12 protein-coding genes are annotated in these 19,031 nt (G+C 62.2%); 9 read left to right on the plus strand and 3 right to left on the minus strand.

The window, feature by feature from the left end:
• Positions 1–289: 289 nt before the first annotated feature.
• A complete protein-coding gene (locus KMAL_RS02405) occupies positions 290–901 on the plus strand; it encodes a TetR/AcrR family transcriptional regulator (RefSeq protein ID WP_110094163.1) in 612 nt (203 codons plus the stop codon).
• Positions 902–916: 15 nt separating this feature from the next.
• Here KMAL_RS02405 and KMAL_RS02410 read toward each other — a convergent pair whose 3' ends face one another.
• A complete protein-coding gene (locus KMAL_RS02410) occupies positions 917–2,275 on the minus strand; it encodes an NCS2 family permease (protein ID WP_180999721.1) in 1,359 nt (452 codons plus the stop codon).
• 269 nt (positions 2,276–2,544) lie between these two features.
• Between KMAL_RS02410 and KMAL_RS02415 the strand changes: the two genes are divergently transcribed.
• The 6 genes from KMAL_RS02415 (at position 2,545) to glgB (ending at position 14,431) form a co-directional block, all read left to right on the plus strand.
• On the plus strand, positions 2,545–3,681 hold the full coding sequence (locus KMAL_RS02415; protein ID WP_110094164.1) for an ABC transporter substrate-binding protein: 1,137 nt from the start codon (positions 2,545–2,547) through the stop codon (positions 3,679–3,681).
• A gap of 81 nt (positions 3,682–3,762) precedes the next feature.
• Entirely contained in the window at positions 3,763–4,770 is a 1,008-nt protein-coding gene (locus KMAL_RS02420; protein WP_239019909.1) for a FecCD family ABC transporter permease, read from the plus strand.
• Complete coding sequence (locus KMAL_RS02425) at positions 4,767–5,552, plus strand: ABC transporter ATP-binding protein (RefSeq protein ID WP_110094166.1); 786 nt, start codon at positions 4,767–4,769, stop codon at positions 5,550–5,552. The genes KMAL_RS02420 and KMAL_RS02425 overlap by 4 nt, the downstream gene beginning before the upstream one ends.
• Positions 5,553–5,709: 157 nt before the next feature.
• Entirely contained in the window at positions 5,710–8,895 is a 3,186-nt protein-coding gene (locus KMAL_RS17505) for a maltotransferase domain-containing protein (protein ID WP_110094167.1), read from the plus strand.
• Positions 8,892–12,212, plus strand: a complete 3,321-nt coding sequence (gene treS / locus KMAL_RS02435; protein WP_110094168.1) for a maltose alpha-D-glucosyltransferase — start codon at positions 8,892–8,894, stop codon at positions 12,210–12,212. The genes KMAL_RS17505 and treS overlap by 4 nt, the downstream gene beginning before the upstream one ends.
• Positions 12,209–14,431: a 1,4-alpha-glucan branching protein GlgB gene (gene glgB, locus KMAL_RS02440; RefSeq protein WP_239019905.1), complete on the plus strand. Its 2,223-nt coding sequence runs from the start codon at positions 12,209–12,211 to the stop codon at positions 14,429–14,431. Before treS ends, glgB begins: the two co-directional genes overlap by 4 nt.
• Before the next feature lie 12 nt (positions 14,432–14,443).
• On the opposite strand, the gene KMAL_RS02445 is transcribed toward glgB, so the two are convergent.
• Both KMAL_RS02445 and glgX read right to left on the minus strand, forming a co-directional pair.
• Positions 14,444–15,204 (minus strand): IS5 family transposase gene (locus KMAL_RS02445; protein ID WP_110094190.1). Its coding sequence is split into 2 segments (ribosomal slippage): positions 14,444–14,871 and positions 14,871–15,204, totalling 762 coding nucleotides; the frame shifts between segments, so codons are not numbered across the junction.
• 124 nt (positions 15,205–15,328) lie between these two features.
• Entirely contained in the window at positions 15,329–17,455 is a 2,127-nt protein-coding gene (gene glgX / locus KMAL_RS02450) for a glycogen debranching protein GlgX (RefSeq protein ID WP_110094191.1), read from the minus strand.
• Positions 17,456–17,940: 485 nt separating this feature from the next.
• Between glgX and KMAL_RS02455 the strand changes: the two genes are divergently transcribed.
• Together KMAL_RS02455 and KMAL_RS02460 are read left to right on the plus strand one after the other, a co-directional pair.
• Positions 17,941–18,537, plus strand: coding sequence for a hypothetical protein (locus tag KMAL_RS02455; RefSeq protein WP_338043478.1), 597 nt, complete (start codon positions 17,941–17,943; stop codon positions 18,535–18,537).
• 36 nt (positions 18,538–18,573) lie between these two features.
• A partial coding sequence (locus tag KMAL_RS02460; protein ID WP_146044136.1) for a transposase occupies positions 18,574–19,031 on the plus strand: 458 nt, incomplete at its 3' end.

Raw genomic sequence — 19,031 nt, forward strand, 5'->3', positions numbered from 1 at the left:
ATCCGGGGGCCGGCTCCTCGAAAAAAAACCGGGTCGGCGGCATGGGCGGCGATTCATTACTGGCACGCCCTATTTTGTTCGGAAAGTAAAATAAATTACGTCCATCCACATGGAATCCCGCGCCCTTTGCACGCAAGGGCGGGGGATGTGCCGCAAGGTGCCGGCGGGAAACGCGGCGGGATTCAATCACAAATCCATGCCACACCACAAAATGAACTACCAACCTGCGAGATATGCTTTATAAAGATACCTTGGCAATGCAACAAATCGATACGAGGCATAACCGTTCATGCCCACCACCGCTTACTCCGATGGTTCCCGGCAGGGAAAGCGCACCAAGGTCCTGCACGCCGCGCGATGGCTGTTCAACCGTGTCGGGTACCAGACCGTCAGCGTGGACGCGATCCGGGTCCGTGCCGGCGTGACCAAGGCCACGGTCTTTCGCCATTTCCCGACCAAGGACACATTGGTATCGGAAGCGATCGCCACGCACATCCACCAGATCGAGGATGAACTGGCACTGGCGATCAATGAACAGGCGACGCCACTGGCAAAGGTCCGGGCGATTTTCGACTGGTACGACGCGCTGTTCAGAAGTGACGATTTCCACGGGTGCATGTTCATGCACGCCGCCGCCGAATACCGCCGCAGGCATGACGAGATCACGCAACTGCTCCAGGCGCAGAAGGACAGCATGTGCAGCGCCTTCAGCCAACTCCTGCAATCCGGCGGGATTGAGGTCGAGACCGCAACGACACTGGGCCGCACGCTGTGCATGCTGCTCGACGGGGCGATGCTGCAGGCGGAGATGTGCGACAACCACGATGCCGCGCGTGAAGCCTGGTACGCGGCGTCACGCCTGCTGCTGTCCCACGGCTTCATGACCGAGGACGAATTCTGAACCGGCAGCGCCGGTTCAGCCCTGCATGCCGCTTTCAAGATACAGGAAGACGACGAACACGATATCCAGCCCCACCAGCATGGGCGTCAGCCGTCGCCACTGCCGCCGCCCCACGAGCAGGAGCGTGTGAAGCAGCAGGCCACAGGCAAGCGCCAGCATGAAATTCCCCGTCATGAGGGTAATCACCACCATCAGCAGGGGGGAGGCAAGGTCATCAAGGCCATGGGTCTGTGGTGATGCCAGCGTGGAGAGCATGCCCACCCCCACGACAATCAGCACCGGGCCGGTGGCAACCGCAGGGATGGCGGTAATCAGCGGCCAGAAGAACGACGACAGCGCAAACAGCGCCGCAACGACCATGGCACACAGGCCCGTCCTGCCCCCGGCCTCCACCCCCACAAGGGATTCCAGATAGGCCGAGACCGTGCTGGTCCCAAGGATGGCCCCGATCACGCTCGCCGCGCCGTCGGCGCAGAAGGCGGAACGGCCCAGTGGCAGCGGCGGCCCGTCCCTGCCCTGCGTCGCGCGCTGGGTCACGGCCATCATCGTCCCCGTCGCATCAAAGAAATCGCTGAGGAAAAAATACAGCGTGACGGGAAACAGGACGAGGATGTTTGCAAAAAGACCGTGGAAATCAAACGCAAACAGCAGGTGATACGGATAATGCGGCCAGTCGGAGACATGGGCGGGCAGACGGGTCAGCAGCCTGCCGTCTGGCCCATGCACGAACAGGCCCGCGCAGCTTGTCACGATGATCGACAGCAGCATCGCCGCCGGCACCCGCAGGTATGACAGCACCATCGCCAGCGCCAGTCCGCCCAGCGCAAGTTCAACCGCAGGCTGGCGCAGCAGGCCAAAGGCGAACCCGTCATGGGAGGGGACGAGCAGCCCACTGGTCGTCATGCCGATCCGCACGATGAACGCCCCGATGGCGCAGCGGATGCCACAGACGACAGGATCCGGGAACCCGTCGATGATCTTCTGCCGCCATGACGTCAGCGCCAGCAGCACGAAGACGATCCCGCCAAGGAAGACCATGGCGAAGGCGACTGCCGCACTGACCCCCATGTGCATCACGACGACCTGCGCGAAGATGATGTTGCTGCTCATCGCCGGGGCCAGCGCGATCGGCAGGTTGGCCATCAGCGCCATCAGCAGCGTCCCGCACACGGACGCGGCAATGGTTGTCATGATCATGTCGTGATGGTCCAGACCCGCCATCGACAGGATGGCCGGGTTGACCGCCATGATGTAGGCCACGGCGCCAAAGGTGGTCAGCCCGGCCACGACCTCCCGCCCCGGGGTCGAACCACGTCGCGTGATGTTGAAATACCGGTCGAGCCCCCTGCCCACGCCACGTATCGCCCGCCTCACGCCGCCATTCTTTTCATCGTCGCCCCACCTTATTCCCACAGGCATGCACCGCAGGTTTCAGTAAACCACCCCCATGCCAAAGTCGAATGCCGATATATGCACAGCGTGTTCTGATAATCCGAGCATCGGGCATGCCACGCGCCAGATGCGGGTGTCCCTGAAATTGACAATGATAACAATTATCATTATCAGCACACCCTGCTCAGGATTTTCCCCGCACCTGTCGCGCCCACGGCGACAGCGGGGCAACGCAAGGCAGGGAAACCGGCATGAAACGAATTCTCCATCGGTGCGGACGTGCGATGACGGCCCTCCTCGCGGGTATTTCGCTGATGGGCGGCCTGTGCGCCACGCAGGCCCACGCCACCACCATCACGGACATGGCGGGACGCACGGTTGAAATCCCGCATGACGTACACCGCATCATCCTTGGCGAAGGGCGGCTGGTCTATGCGCTCGCCCCGCTCGAAGGCACGCACCTGTTCGAGCGCATTGTCGGCTGGCAGGGGGAATTCCGGGGTGCCGATACCCAGAGCTATGACCAGTATGTCGCGCGCTTCCCCGCTGCGGCGAAGGTCGCGCTGATTGGCAAGACCACGGCCGATACCGTCAGCCCGGAAAAGGTGCTGGACCTGCATCCCGACCTTGCCATCCTGACGGTTTCCGGCCACGGCCCCGGCGCATCAAGCGAACTTGTCAACCAGTTGGAGGCCGCGCACGTCCCCGTGGTGTTCGTGGATTTCCGCGCCAATCCCCTGCATGACACGATCGCGTCCATGCGCATCCTCGGCACGGTGCTGAACCGCGAGGCCGAGGCGCGTGCCTATACCGATTTCTACCAGTCGCATCTTGATCGCATCACGAAGGCTGTCGCCACCGTGCCTGCGGAGCGCCGTCCCAAGGTCTTTATCGAAATGCTGGCGGCAATGCGCGAAAGCTGCTGCCACACGGCGGGCAAGGGCAACATGGGCGCCTTCATCGAGGCCGCGGGCGGCCGCAACATCGCAGCCCCCCTCCTGCCCGGCTATATCGGTGACATCTCGCTGGAAAAGGTGATCGCATCGGATCCCGACATCTACATCGCCGATGGCACCAAGGGACCGAAGGCGGCGGGGCCGGGCCTGCGCATGGGGGCAGAGGTTTCCCCCGAACTTGCCCGCTCCTCGCTCAGGGCGGTGGAGGACCGGCCGGGGATTTCCACCCTGCGCGCCGTGACCGGCGGCCATGCTTACGGGCTGTGGCATGCCTTCTACGACTCCCCTTACAACATCCTTGCTGTGGAGGTGATGGCCAAATGGTTCCATCCCGACCTGTTCGCCGGACTGGACCCCGAAAAGACGCAGAAGGAACTGTATGAACGCTTCCTGCCGGTCCCGCAGACGGGCACGTTCTGGATCGCGCCCTGAGGCCGCATGAGCAGGATTTCCCCCACCCCCATCACCAGGCGCGGCCTCGACGCGGGCGACATCCATGCCCGGTACCGCGCGATGCTGCGGCGGCGCGTGATGGTCATGGCGGTCATCACCGGGCTGATCGCCTGTTCCGTGACGCTGGATTTCGCGCTTGGCCCGTCGGGGCTGTCGCCCGCGCGCCTGCTGCATATCCTGCTGCACCCCCATGACGCACCCGCGGGCGAAAGCGTGATCGTGTGGCAGATCCGCCTGCCCTATGCCCTGATGGCGATATGCGTGGGGGCGGCGCTGGGCCTGTCGGGGGCGGAGATGCAGACCATCCTTGCCAACCCGCTGGCCAGTCCGTTCACGCTTGGCGTCTCGGCGGCGGCGGCATTCGGGGCGTCCCTTGCGATCATCCTGCAATGGCATATTCCCGGCGTGCCGGAAACGTGGATCGTCTCCACCGATGCGTTCGTTTTCTCGATCGGGTCGGTCTTCCTGCTCGACCTCGTCTCGCGCCTGCGCGGGTCGGGGACGGGGACGGTCGTCCTGTTCGGGATCGCGCTGGTGTTCATGTTCCATGCGCTTGTCTCCCTCCTGCAGTTCATCGCCAGCGAGGACGCGCTGCAGGACCTCGTCTTCTGGACGATGGGCAGCCTGACCCGTGCGACATGGCCCAAGATCGGCATCCTTGCCGCCGCCTGCGTGCTGATCGCACCCCTGTCCTTTGCCGCGGCATGGCGCCTGACGGTCCTGCGCATGGGCGAGGAACGCGCCGCAAGCCTGGGGGTCGACATCCCGCGCGTGCGACGTGCGGCACTGCTGCGCATCAGCATCCTGTCGGCGCTGGCGGTTTCCTTTGTCGGGACGATCGGCTTCATCGGACTGGTCGCCCCCCATATCGCGCGTCGCCTGCTGGGGGAGGATCACCGTTTCTACCTGCCGGGCAGCATGCTGGTCGGTTGCCTCATCATGTCGCTGTCATCCGTCGCCGCACGCAACATCATTCCCGGCGTCATCATTCCCACCGGCATTGTCACGGCGCTGGTGGGGATTCCGTTTTTCCTGACGATCGTCCTGCGCCGGCAGGGCCTGTCATGAGCAAAAGTGGACTGTCCGCACGGCATGTCAGCGTAAGTTACGGCCATCGCACCGTGCTGCATGACCTCAACCCCGCGCCCTTTCCCTGCGGGCGTGTCTGTGCGCTGCTGGGACCGAACGGCAGCGGGAAGTCCACGTTCCTCCGCGCGGTGGCGGGGATCGTGCCCTCGCCCGCCATCATCACGCTCAACGGCATGGAACTGTCGCGCATGCCCCTGGCGCGGCGCACGCGCCACTGCGTCTACCTGCCACAGGCGCTGCCCGCACCTGTCCACCTGCAGGTGCTGGAATCCCTGATTGCCGCGCGCCACGTCAATGGCATGCAGGCCATGGGCAAAACCGGCGTCATTGACGAAGCCCTTGAAACGCTTGCCACCTTCGGGATCGAGGACCTGGCGATGCGCTACATGGACGAACTTTCCGGCGGGCAGCGGCAACTCGTCGGGCTGGCACAGGCGCTGGGCCGGCGGCCGGACGCCCTGCTGCTTGATGAACCGCTCAGTGCGCTGGACCTGCACCACCAGTTCTCGGTCATGGCGATCGTGCGGCGCACGACCGCCGCGCGGGGCATCGTGACGATGATCGTGCTGCATGACCTCAACATCGCCGTGCGCATGACCGATGACGCCATCATCATGCGTGATGGACGCCTGATTGCGGCCGGCCCCTCCCGCACGGTCATTTCGCCCGAACTGCTGCAACAGACCTATGGCATCCATGCGCGCGTCGAAACCTGTTCCCGCGGGGAGCCGTTCGTCATGGTCGATGGCACCATCGACTGATCCCGCCACGGGGATGCCAACACGGATTTGTTATCCTGTTTTCCCCTGTCCTGCCCGTTCTTTTTCCTGACTTCGCCGTTCTGGACCTATCATCGGATCGCCCTGCCCCACCCGGGATCGCGACCCGCCGAGTGGCAAGCCCGAAGAAAGAACCGGCATGGTGTCAGGCACTTCGCAACCGCATGTCCACACCCATGACGACGCCCTGCCATCGTGGTCGCCGGTCATCCGTTACCTGCCCGCGGCAGGGGTGGGGCAGCAGGACGCATGGGCGCGGATGCTGGCGCGCGCGGCCGCCAGCGGTTTTACAGACCTGCTGCTTTCGCCGCCATTTGCCACGGGTGATGACCCGTTCCTCGTCTCCTCCCATTTTGAAGGAAGCGCGGACCTGTCATGGGATGTCCCGTTCGCGACGGGCCTGCGCCACCTGTGCGCCACAGCACGCGAACACGGGATCGGCATCCTGCTCGACCTGCCGCTGGACCGGGTGGCACGGGACGGCACGCTTGCGCGCCAGCACCCGGCATGGTGCCGTGCGGGTGATGACCCGCGTGCCGCCGGATGGGATTTTCCAAGGCATTATCAGGAAATCCTCGGATACTGGACCATGGTGCTCCATACCCTGCTGGAAGCTGGCGTGGCGGGCTTTCGCTGTGACGCTCCGCAGGACCTTCCACCGGGGATGCTGCATGACATCATCCGGGCGTCGCACGCGATCGCGCCCGCATGCCGCTGGATCGCATGGACGGCGGGACTGGCCCCCGACATGGTGCATCAGGTCGCGCTGAGCGGCGTGAACATGGTCAGTTCCTCCCTTGCATGGTGGGACCGGCGCGACACATGGTTCGAGGCGGAATGGGCCCCCCTGCCCCCCGGCGTCGGGCGGCTTGCCTGCCCCTATCCCTTTCCTGATGGGCCTGTATCCGGCCATGCCGACACGCACGATGCGGAACAGATGGTCATGAACCTGCGCCTGTGCGGGGCAACCGGCGACGGACTGCTGCTTGCCACGGGCAGCGAGGACGGTGCGGACATCAGGGTCCGCGACGCCATCATCACGGCAGGGCGGATGATTGCCACGCGATGCAGGGGCGTGCGTCCCGTACGCCTGACACCTGCCGACGCGCCGGTCACGGTCATCGCATTTCACGCCCCCCACCATACGCGCCTGGTCCTGGCGAACATATCATTGCGGCAGGAGGCCTTCCTTCCCCTCGCAACCCTGCCGCCGGATACGGCGATATCCGCGCCGGTTGATGGGGGCATGTCGATGGCACACCGGATCCGCAGGGGGCAACTTCACCTGCGCGCAGGCGAGGTCCGGGTGCTGGAGCGGTCGCAGCACGCGCCGGTCATGACCCATCCGTCACCAGATGCCCGCACTGCCGCGCGCGGCAGGCGCATCGTCATCGAAAATGTCACCCCCGCGATCACCCCCCCGCGTTTCCCCGCCAAGGCGGAAATTGACACCCCGGTCATGGTGGAGGCCGATATTTTCATGGACGGGCACGACCTTCTGGCGGCCCGCCTGTGCTGGCGCGCCATGGATAGCGCCTGCTGGAAGCATGACCGCATGGAGATGGCCGGTCACGGCCACTGGCGCGGGTTCATGTATCCGGACCGGATCGGCCCGTGGGAATACACGATCATGGCATGGGTGGACAGCTATGGCTCGCTCGTCCATGCGCTTGAGAAAAAACAGGCGGCAGGCAGGGTTGGCGCGCAGGACGTGGAGGATGCACGCCTTATGCTCCATGCCGCCGCGACGGACGCGCAGGATGCGGAGCGTGAAGAATGCCTGCGCCTTGTGGAGACGCTGTCGGGTCTGCCGCAGGAGGAGGCGCTCCCTCTCCTCCTTTCGCCACGGACGCGCGCCCTGATGGAGCATGTCGCAAGGCGGCCATTCCTGACGCAGCTTGCGTCACCTGTTACGCTTTTCGTGGACCGCCCCGCCGCGCGGTACGGCAGTTGGTATGAACTGTTTCCCCGCTCACAAAGCCCGGTGCCACACCGGCATGGAACCCTGCGTGATGTCATCGCGCGCCTGCCCGACATCCGCGACATGGGCTTTGATGTCCTGTATTTCCCGCCCATCCATCCGATCGGGCGCCTCAATCGCAAGGGGCGCAACAACAGCCTGCATGCGGACGCGGACGATGTCGGCAGCCCGTACGCCATCGGATCGGACCAGGGCGGACATGACAGCATTCATCCCGATCTTGGCACCTTCAGCGATTTTCGCGACCTGCTCCGGTGCGCGCGCGCGCATGGTCTGGAACTGGCGATGGATTTCGCGATCCAGTGCGCACCGGACCATCCATGGATCACGCAGCACCCGCAATGGTTCGACCATCGCGCCGATGGATCGATCCGGCATGCGGAAAACCCGCCGAAGGTATATGAAGATATCGTAAATGTCGATTTCTATGCCGAAGGCGCCATCCCCTCCCTGTGGCTGACGCTGCGCGATATCGTGCTGCTGTGGATCGGCGAGGGCGTGAAGATCTTTCGCGTGGACAACCCCCATACCAAGCCCCTGCCATTCTGGGAATGGATGATTGCCGACATACGCGCGCTTTATCCGGAAACCATATTCCTGGCCGAAGCTTTTACCCATCCCGGCATGATGTACCGGCTGGCGAAGGCAGGGTTCACGCAATCCTATACCTATTTCACGTGGCGCAACGGCAAGGAAGAACTGATGTCCTACATGACGGAAATCACCAGCGCGCCTGTCATTGACTTTTTCCGCCCGCATTTTTTCGTAAACACGCCGGATATCAACCCATTTTTCGTGCATGATGGCAGCCGTGCCGCGCATCTGGTCCGCGTGGCGCTGGCCACCACTCTGTCAGGCCTGTGGGGCATGTACGAGGGGTTTGAACGGTGCGAGGCAACGCCCCTTCCGGGGCGCGAGGAATATATGGATTCCGAAAAATACCAGATCCGCCAGCGCAATCCCCGGCATAACCCCGGCATCATATCAGAAATCACGGCGCTCAACACGATACGCCGTCGCCATCCCTGCCTGCAGACACACCGGGGATTGCGTTTTTACAACATGTTCAATGACGCCATCATCTATTTCGCAAAGGGCATGACCGACATGTCCGATGTCGTGCTCGTCGCCATCAACCTTGACCCCGCCCGCGTGCAGGAAGCCGATTTCGAAGTGCCCCTGTGGGAATGGGGATTGCCCGACGATGCCTCGGTGCATGTGCATGACCTGATGCGTGACCGGCACGAGACATGGACCGGCAAGGTACAGCACATCCGCCTTGACCCGCACGACCTGCCGTTCGCGATCTGGCATGTCCGGCCGGTGGAAGGACATGCGGCATGAACGACCATGCCCCGATACAGGCGGCCGATCCGTTATGGTACAAGGATGCGGTCATCTACCAGGTCCATGTCAAATCGTTCTTTGATTCCGACAATGACGGGATCGGGGATTTCCGGGGCCTGACCTCACGGCTGGACTACATCGCCGACCTTGGCGTCAACACGATCTGGCTGCTGCCCTTCTACCCTTCGCCACGCAAGGATGACGGGTACGATATTTCGGCCTATCGCGCGGTGCATCCCGATTACGGCACGATGGCGGACGTACGCCATTTCATCAACGCGGCGCATGCGCGCAACATCCGCGTGGTGACGGAACTGGTGATCAACCATACATCGGACCAGCATCCGTGGTTCCAGCGCGCGCGCAAGGCAAAACCCGGTTCGGTTGCACGCAATTTCTATGTCTGGTCCGACACCGGCACGGAATATGCAGGCACGCGCGTCATCTTCTGCGATACCGAGATTTCGAACTGGACGCGCGACCCGGTGGCCGGGGCTTTTTACTGGCACCGTTTCTATTCCCACCAGCCCGACCTGAATTTCGACAATCCGCATGTCCTGCGCGCGATCCTGGGAATCATGGCATTCTGGCTGAAACTCGGGGTCGATGGGCTGCGCCTCGACGCCATTCCCTATCTGGTGGAACGTGATGGCACCAGCAACGAGAACCTGCCCGAAACACATGCCGTCCTGCGCCGTATCCGCGCGGCACTGGATGCGCGCTTTCCCAACCGCATGCTGCTGGCCGAAGCGAACCAGTGGCCGGAAGACACGCGGGAATATTTCGGCAATGGCGACGAATGTCACATGGCGTTCCATTTCCCGCTGATGCCCCGGATGTACCTGGCCATGGCGCGCGAGGACCGCTTTCCCATCACCGACATCATGCGCCAGACGCCCGACATCCCCCCGACATGCCAGTGGGCGATTTTCCTGCGCAACCATGACGAACTGACGCTGGAGATGGTGACCGACAGCGAACGCGACTTCATGTGGAACGCCTATGCCGCGGATCGTCGCGCGCGCCTCAACCTTGGCATCCGCCGTCGCCTCTCCCCCCTGCTGGAACGTGACCGGCGGCGGATCGAACTCCTCAACAGCCTGCTTCTGTCGATGCCCGGAACACCGGTCGTCTATTACGGCGATGAACTCGGCATGGGCGACAATATCCAGTTGGGCGACCGTGATGGCGTGCGCACGCCCATGCAGTGGTCGCCCGACCGCAATGGCGGGTTTTCGCGCGCGGACCCCGAACGCCTTGTCCTGCCGGTCATCATGGACCCGCTCTATGGCTATGCCGCCGTCAATGCGGAAACGCAGCGGCGCGACCCGTTTTCGCTGCTGAACTGGATGCGGCGCATGCTGGCCGTGCGGGCGCGCTCGCACGCATTCGGCCGGGGGACGCTGACCTTTCTCTCACCGGGCAATCGCAAGATACTGGCTTACCTGCGCGAATACGACACCGACACCATCCTGTGCGTCGCCAACCTTGCACGTTCCGCACAGGCGGTGGAACTTGACCTGTCGCTGTTTGCCGGTCGGGTCCCGGTGGAAATGATGGCGGAAAGCGTCTTCCCGCCCGTGGGGCAACTGCCCTACCTGCTGACGCTGCCACCCTATGGCTTCATGTGGTTCCGCCTGTGCAGCGTGACGGAAAACCCGACATGGCATGTTCCCGCCCCCGAACCGCTGCCGGAATTCCGCACGCTGGTCCTGCGCCGTTCCCTGCGCGAACTGACGGACGCGCCGCTGCGCACGGTGATGGAAGGGGAGGTGCTGCCGCTCTATCTGGCGATGCGGCGCTGGGCCTCGGCACGGGGACAGGGGATCGACCATATCCACATCACCGAAGCCATGCCGCTGGGGACACAGTTCGTGCTGTGCGAGGTCTCGGCAACCATGGGGGAGCGGGAAGCCAGCTATTTCCTGCCGCTGGGCATTGCGTGGGACACGGACAGCCTGCCCGCCCTGCCGCAGCAGTTGGCCCTGTCGCGCGTGCGCCGTGGCAGGATGACCGGCTACCTGACCGACGCATTCACCCTGCCCTCCTTCGTCATGGCCATCATGAAGGCCATGGCGGAGGAAACCCGCCTGCCCGCGCGCGAAGGCGAGGTCGTCTTCCGGCCCTCCGATGCCTTTCGCGCGCTTGACCTGCCGCCCGACGCCCCGATCCACTGGCTGTCCTCCGAACAGAGCAACAGTTCCCTGATCGTGGCGGACCAGGTGGTCCTCAAGCTGATCCGCCAGCCCCATGCGGGCCTGCATCCCGAAGTGGAGATGACGGAATTCCTGACACGCAGGGGCGCACGCGGCATCGCCCCCTTCCTGGGTGAAATGCTGCGGATGGACCCGCAGGACGCGCCCCATACGCTTGCCATCATGGAAGGATTCATCCGCAACCAGGGCGATGCGTGGAGTTGGACCCTGGGCTACCTGCGCGGGACGGCCACCGACCTTGCACTCAGTGGCGAGGAACAGGTCGGCATGCGTGCCGAGCATGTCGCATTCTTCCGCACCCTTGGCCAGAGGCTGGGCGGCATGCACGCGATCCTGGCGCAGGACAGCGACAATCCCGCCTTCGCCCCCGAACGTGCGGGCGCGGACGACATCGCCGCACTGGCCGGCGCCATCCATGAGGAAGTGGGCCGCGCGCTCGACACCCTGGGGACCATCCGCGACTGGCCACATGCCGGGGACCAGGCGCGCGCGGCAGACCTGCTGGCCGGACGCGACGCGCTGCTGGCGCAGGTCACCACGCTGGCGGCGGCAGGGACCGCGACATTGCGGACCCGCATCCATGGGGATTTCCACCTTGGCCAGGTACTGGTGGTGGAAAATGACGCCGTCATCATCGATTTCGAGGGACAGCCCCTCACCCCCCTTGCCGAGCGCCGGAAAAAGGCAAGCCCGCTGCGCGATGTGGCGGGACTGCTGCGCTCCATCGCCTATGTCGCCGACACCGCGCGCCTTGCCGACAGCGACACGACCAGCCATCCCGCCGCCGAACAGTCGGCCGAGCGGGCGATGGAGTATGTCAGCGCCTTCCATGATGAAGCCTGCCGGACCTTTATGGAAGGATGGCGCGAAGGGATTGGCGACAGTGCCGAAGCGATCGGCACGGAACAGGCGCGATCGGCACTGCTGGATCTGTTCGTGATGGAAAAGGCGGCCTACGAAATCCGTTACGAGGCCGCCAACCGCCCGACATGGATCGGCACGCCCATCGCGGGACTCCACCGCTTCCTTGCCCCGACGCCCGCGCAGTCCCCCCAACAGCCCCCCGCCCAACCCGCAGCACCAGGAGAACGGTCGTGACGGAACACCTTCCCACCCTTCGCGCCGGGCATGATGCCGACACCCGGCTTGAAGCCCTCCTGTGCGGGCGGCTGGAGGACCCTTTTGCATTCCTTGGCCGCCATCCCGGCGATGGGGCGGATATCGTGCGGGTGTTCATGCCCGGCGCGCGCGCGGTGACACTGATCGGTACAGCACCGCCAGGGCGTGGCCGCCGCAAGGCCCCCGTGCAGTGGCCGATGGATCTGGTCCATCCCGGCGGGGTCTTTGTCGGTCATATCCCGACCGGCACCCCCTACCGCCTGCGGGTGGAGTGGGAAGGCGGCGTGCAGGAGACCGAGGACCCCTATGCCTTCGGCCTGCTGCTGGGCGATTTCGACCTGCACCTGATCTCGCGCGGGGAACATCAGGACCTGTACCGCGTGCTGGGCGCGCACGTCATGGAGATTGATGGCATCCGTGGCGTGCGCTTTGCCGTATGGGCACCCAATGCGCGCCGTATCTCGGTCGTGGGGAATTTCAACATGTGGGACGGGCGTCGCCATCCCATGCGCCTGCGCCATGAACACGGGATATGGGAACTGTTCATCCCGCGCATCGGAGCCGGGGAAGCCTACAAGTTCGAGATCCTCGACGCGCAGGGGCACATGCTGCCGCTCAAGGCCGACCCGCTGGCCTTTGCCGCCGAAGTCGCGCCCGCGACGGCCTCCATCGTCACGCCCTCGATCGATTTCGACTGGTCGGACGAGGCATGGATGCACGCACGCGGGGCACGCCAGGACATCAACGCCCCCATCAGCATTTACGAAATCCATGCCGGGTCATGGCGCCATGCGCAGGCAGGCCATGTGGACTGGGACGCGCTGCGCCTGACATTGCTGCCATATGTGGTGGAGATGGGATTCAGCCATGTCGAACTGATGCCCATTGCGGAATATCCGTTTGGCGGGTCGTGGGGATACCAGCCACTTGGCCTGTTCGCGCCCTCCGCCCGGTTCGGGCCGCCCGACAGCTTTGCGCGGTTCGTCAATGCCTGCCATCTGGCAGGGATCGGGATCATCGTGGACTGGGTGCCCGCGCATTTCCCGACCGACCCGCACGGACTGGCCCGTTTCGACGGCAGCGCGCTTTATGAACATCAGGACCCGCGCGAAGGATACCATCCCGACTGGAACACCCTGATCTACAATATCGGGCGGCGGGAGGTCAGCGGCTTCCTGATCGCCAGCGCCCTGTTCTGGCTGCACCAGTACCATATCGACGCCCTGCGCGTGGATGCCGTCGCCTCCATGCTGTATCGCGATTACAGCCGCGCGCCGGGGGCGTGGGTCGCAAATGTGCATGGGGGGCGCGAAAACCTTGAATCCATTGCCTTTCTGCGCCACCTGAACGCGACCGTTGCAGTACGCTGCCTCGGTGCCATCATGATCGCGGAGGAATCGACCGCATGGCCCGGCGTCACGCGCGCCGTCAGCGAAGGCGGCCTTGGCTTCACCTTCAAATGGAACATGGGCTGGATGCACGATACGCTGGATTACATGGGCCATGACCCGATCCACCGGCGTTACCACCATAACGAAATGACGTTCGGGCTGCTTTACGGGTTTTCGGAACATTTCATCCTGCCCCTGTCCCATGACGAGGTCGTCCATGGCAAGGGATCGCTGATCCGGCGCATGCCCGGAGACGACTGGCAGAAGCATGCCAACCTGCGCGCCTACCTTGCCTTCATGTGGGGGCATCCGGGCAAGAAACTCCTGTTCATGGGGGGAGAACTGGCGCAGCCGGAGGAATGGAACCACGAAGCGCAACTGGCATGGCACCAGTTGGACACGCCCTGGGGAAACGGAACCCGGCAGTTGGTACGCGACCTGAACCACCTGTATCGCACCCATGCCGCGCTTTACCTTTCGGACGGCAGGGCCGAAGGTTTCGCGTGGCTGGTTGGTGATGACTGCGAAAACTCGGTCTTTGCATGGATACGCCGGGACGCCGGCACCCCCACGATCATGGTCGTATGCAACATGACGCCAGTGCCACGGCATGACTATCGCATTGGCGTGCCACATGCCGGGACATGGCGCGAAATCCTCAATACCGACAGTAGCCTTTACGGAGGGTCGAATGTCGGCAATTACGGCACCATACAGACCCACCCCCATGCCGCGCACGGACATCCCTGTTCCGTCAGCATATCGCTGCCGCCCCTCGGCGCCCTGTTCTTCCGCCATGAAGCCTAGGCTCAGGACTCATTATTTGAGATAGAAGATGAAGCTTGCTGCGATGTGGATTGCAGACATGAATGTATGAGCACAGCGGTCGTATCTGGTCGCAACACGCCGCCAGTCTTTCAGCTTTGCTAACATGTTTTCGATCAGATGACGCTTTTTATACAGATGCCAGTTGTAAGGCGGCTTTGATTTCCGGTTCTTTTTCGGAGGAATACAGGCAGTGATATTGCGTTCTGCAAGCGATAACCTGATCCGGTTGCTGTCATAGCCTCTGTCCCCGATGACTTCTTCTGTCTCGTCGGGGAGGTCTGCCAGAAGCACATCTGCGCCTCTGAAGTCACTGACCTGTCCCGCAGTCAGATGAAAGCGGACAGGCCGGCCCACACCATCGCACACGGCATGGAGTTTTGAGTTCAGTCCGCCTTTTGTCCGTCCGATATGGCGGGGAAAAGCCCCTTTTTGAGCAGGAAGGCCGATGTCCGGTGCACCTTGAGATGTGTTGCATCAATCATCAGGCGCTTTGAACGGCCTGCCTGTTCTGTCAGGGCTACAAAGATCCTGTCAAAGACGCCCAGGCGGCTCCACCGGATGAAGCGATTATACAAAGTCTTGTGCGGACCATACGCTTTCGGAGCGTCTTTCCACTGAAGACCGTTGCGGATCACATAAACGATCCCGCTCAGAACACGCCGGTCATCCACCCGTGGCACTCCGTGCGCCAGAGGGAAAAACGGCTCAATCCGCTCCATCTGGCTATCAGATAGCAAAAACACCTCATTCACAGCTTCAACTCCATCAGTAAACCTGTGAATCACAATGCCCCACTCAGTTCAATAAATTAATAGGTCCTGAGCCCAGGACCGACCGGCACGCATCCCGGTTGCGCTTCTTCCTGAAAACAGCGTCCTATCCAGCCACAAGGTCAAACAGCAGCACCGACCGCCCCACCATGGCATAGGGTTTACAGGCCGGAAAGAGCTGTCCCTCCCTTTTTTCCTGACATTCCCTGCTGGTATCAAGCAGCAGGCGCCAGTGCTGCTCCGCCACGGAGGGCAGCACGAACTGCACGTCCTCATGCCATGAATTGAACACCAGCAGCAGGGTCGCGTCCTCGCCGCGTTTCATGATCCCGGTCCTGCGCGCGCGCCCGTCAAGTACCAGGCCAAAGCAGCGGGTCACGTCCCAGTCCGCAACCGCCATTTCGTTGCCAGACGCGTTGACCCATGTCAGTTCCTTGATATCGAGTTCACTGTTGTAGGCTTCCGTCAGGAACCGCCCGCGCCGCAGGATGGGAAACTGCCTGCGCAGCGCAGTCAGGCGGGAGACGAACTGCACAAGCGCCCCGTTCCGCTCCAGCAGCGACCAGTCCACCCATGAAATCTCGTTATCCTGACAATAGGCGTTGTTGTTTCCCTGCTGGGTACGCCCGAACTCGTCTCCCGCCAGCAGCATGGGCGTTCCCTGCGAAAACAGCAGTGTCGCCAGCATGTTGCGGATCTGGCGTTCGCGGATGGCGATGACCTGCGTATCCTGTGTCGGGCCTTCAACGCCATAATTGCTGGAAGCGTTGTCCGACGCACCATCACGGTTTCCCTCGCCGTTGGCGTCGTTGTGCTTGTCATTGTAGGAAACGCAGTCATTGAGCGTAAAGCCGTCATGCGCCGTAATGAAATTCACACATGACCAAGGCTTGCGCCCCTGATGGTCAAACAGGTCCGGACTGCCCAGCAGGCGCGGGGACAGCCTGCTCGCCAGTTGGACACCTTTCCAGTATTCCCTGACATCATCACGGAACCTGTCATTCCATTCGGCCCAGCCCGGCGGAAAGGCCCCCACCTGGTACCCGCCGGGACCACAGTCCCATGGCTCTGCGATCATCTTGACCGTCTCCAGCGTCGGATCCTGGGAACAGGCCTTGAGAAATCCCGACTGGTTATCAAAACCGTTGGGTTCACGCGCCAGTATGGTGCCCAGGTCAAAACGGAAACCATCCACGTGCATTTCATCGGCCCAGTACCGCAGGCTGTCGGTCACCATCTGGATGACGCGCCGGTGCGACAGGTTGACGGTGTTCCCGGTGCCCGTGTCATTGACGTAATAGCGCGGCTGGTCAGCCACGAGACGGTAATAGGAGGCATTGTCGATGCCCCGGAATGACAGCGTCGGCCCGCGCTCATTACCTTCGGCGGTGTGGTTATAGACGACATCAAGTATGACCTCGAGCCCGACATCATGGATCTGCGACACCATCTCCTTGAATTCCCGCAAGGACTGTGCACGGTCGGAGGCATAACCGGGATCGGGCGCGAAAAAGCCGATGGTGTTGTAGCCCCAGTAATTCCGCAACCCTTTTTCCAGCAGGTATTCATCACTGATGAAGCTGTGTACCGGCAAGAGTTCGATGGATGTCACACCAAGCGATTTTATGTAATCCAGCACCTCGCGCACGGCCATCCCGGCATAGGTGCCACGCAGGCCTTCGGGGACATGGGGGTGCCTTTTCGTATATCCCTTGACATGGGTTTCATAGATGACCGTCTGGTCCCATGGCAGCGGATTGCGGCCCGACTGCCCGCGCCAGTCGAAATTCGGGTCTATGACAACACATTTCGGTACAAAGGGTGCGCTGTCACGGGTATCGAAGCTGAGATCCGCATCATGGTGCCCGATGGTATAGCCAAACAGCGCCGCATCCCATTTCAGGTCTCCCATATGCGCGCGGGCATACGGGTCAAGGAGCAGCTTGTTCGGGTTGAAACGATGACCTGCCATGGGATCGTACGGTCCATACACGCGGTATCCGTAAAACTGTCCCGGTCGCACATCGGCAATCCAGCCATGGAAAATCTGGTCGGTATATTCCGGCAGGGCGATCCGTTCGACTTCCTTATTCCCCTGCGCGTCGAACAGGCAGACCTCGACACGGGTGGCATGGGCGGAAAACAGGGAGAAATTGACACCTTTTCCATCCCATGTCGCGCCACGGGGATAAGGGGAGCCTTCACGCAGACGTGGATTTACCGGGTTGGCCATCGTGATTTCCTGCCCTGCAAGCAATGTCATGTCACGGCTAACCCACAGGGCACGAAACAGTTGCGGCATGCTGCATTGCGATGCTCGACATGGCAGGTGCCTGCCCTGGCAAATAAAACCGCTCCCCTTTGATATTTACTTCGCATCCATAATTTCCGCACAGCACAAACCAAGTCATGACGATATTTTTTGTGCATCGCAAAAAACTTTCCTGTAATTTAAATTATTTGACTGAGGTGTTTTTTTTGATACGATCGGACAAAACCATAAAAAAGAAAAAACAATACTATGCCTGACACATCCCTGCGTTTCCCGGACATTTCCCATCCACGGACGGACATGCACACGGTCATGTCCGGGCCAGCCCTGAAGGGCGCGACACCCGCACCATGACATGGCCGTCCCCACGGGATGGCGATATGGAAATTCCATAACAGGCGAAAAACCTGACAATAATAAAAAGAACTGTCATGGTCATGAAAAATATGCCGGACGTTTTCCGCACGGCGTCCGTGTCCCTGCGTGCGCTGCCTGCATTTGCGTGTTCCATCATGATGACGGCGGCAGGGTCTGTGCTGCCGCATGACGCGCATGCCCAGACCGTGGCGGCCACAACCACGGCACACACGCCTGCGCCATCATCCCCCGCGCCCCCGGTTGCGGCTGCCGTTCCGGCACGACGCGAAAATGCCGAGGAATACGGCCCGACCCCGCGCAGCATACAGCGTCCGCCCAACACCCCCATCCCGCCCAGCGGCGTGCCCCTGATCCCGACGGCAGGCCTTGCCCCGCTCAGCGTGGCGCCCATCAGCAGTCCCGGCGACAAGACCTCGTTCCACAAGATCGAACTCGACGCGCTGAGCCATCATGAAGGGCTTTCCGGCCTGCTTCCGGGCTCCGTCGATGCGCTGCGCGATACCGACCTTGAAGACCCCTATTATGTCCCGACTGCCGGCACCGGGCATCTGGTGCCGCAGTTGGGGGGATTGCGCTCCATGCTGCTCAACCATGGCGTCAGCTTCGCCTTTACCTACAAGGGGGAGGGTTCTAAAAACCCCCTGGTTTTGAGGTCTTCTGTATGATTCTATTTCTTCTGCGTTGATTGAGGGAATGGCGATATGAAGCAGCCTGGTTTTTTTGATGTTGAAGAGCGGCTTTCCCGGTTGAGCGGGCTTGGCGATCAGCTCGAAGCGTTTTCCCGGACTGTGGATTTTGAAGCGTTCCGTCCTGATCTGGACAAGGCCCTGGCGTATTCCGATGGAAGCAAGGGCGGACGACCGCCATTTGATCCTGTGCTGATGTTCAAGATCCTGGTGATCCAGACGCTCAACAATTTGTCTGATGAGCGGACGGAATATCTGATCAACGATCGCCTCTCCTTTATGCGTTTCCTTGGGCTGGGACTTTCAGATCGGGTGCCGGATGCCAAAACGGTCTGGCTGTTTCGCGAGCGTCTGACCCAGGCGGGTGCGATCGATGGGCTGTTCAACCGCTTTGATGCGACCCTGCGTAACGCCGGGTATTTGCCGATGTCAGGCCAGATCCTGGATGCCACGCTGGTAGCGGCTCCGAAGCA

This window comes from Novacetimonas maltaceti, assembly GCF_002906255.1.
GTDB lineage: Bacteria > Pseudomonadota > Alphaproteobacteria > Acetobacterales > Acetobacteraceae > Novacetimonas > Novacetimonas maltaceti.

Coding starts and splice junctions, on each gene's coding strand:
- KMAL_RS02425 (WP_110094166.1), top strand. CDS start 4,767: ATGAGCAAAAGTGGACTGTCCGCACGGCATGTCAGCGTAAGTTACGGC.
- KMAL_RS02420 (WP_239019909.1), top strand. CDS start 3,763: ATGCTGCGGCGGCGCGTGATGGTCATGGCGGTCATCACCGGGCTGATC.
- KMAL_RS02455 (WP_338043478.1), top strand. CDS start 17,941: ATGCCGGACGTTTTCCGCACGGCGTCCGTGTCCCTGCGTGCGCTGCCT.
- glgX (WP_110094191.1), bottom strand. CDS start 17,455: ATGGCCAACCCGGTAAATCCACGTCTGCGTGAAGGCTCCCCTTATCCC.
- KMAL_RS17505 (WP_110094167.1), top strand. CDS start 5,710: ATGGTGTCAGGCACTTCGCAACCGCATGTCCACACCCATGACGACGCC.
- treS (WP_110094168.1), top strand. CDS start 8,892: ATGAACGACCATGCCCCGATACAGGCGGCCGATCCGTTATGGTACAAG.
- KMAL_RS02415 (WP_110094164.1), top strand. CDS start 2,545: ATGAAACGAATTCTCCATCGGTGCGGACGTGCGATGACGGCCCTCCTC.
- KMAL_RS02405 (WP_110094163.1), top strand. CDS start 290: ATGCCCACCACCGCTTACTCCGATGGTTCCCGGCAGGGAAAGCGCACC.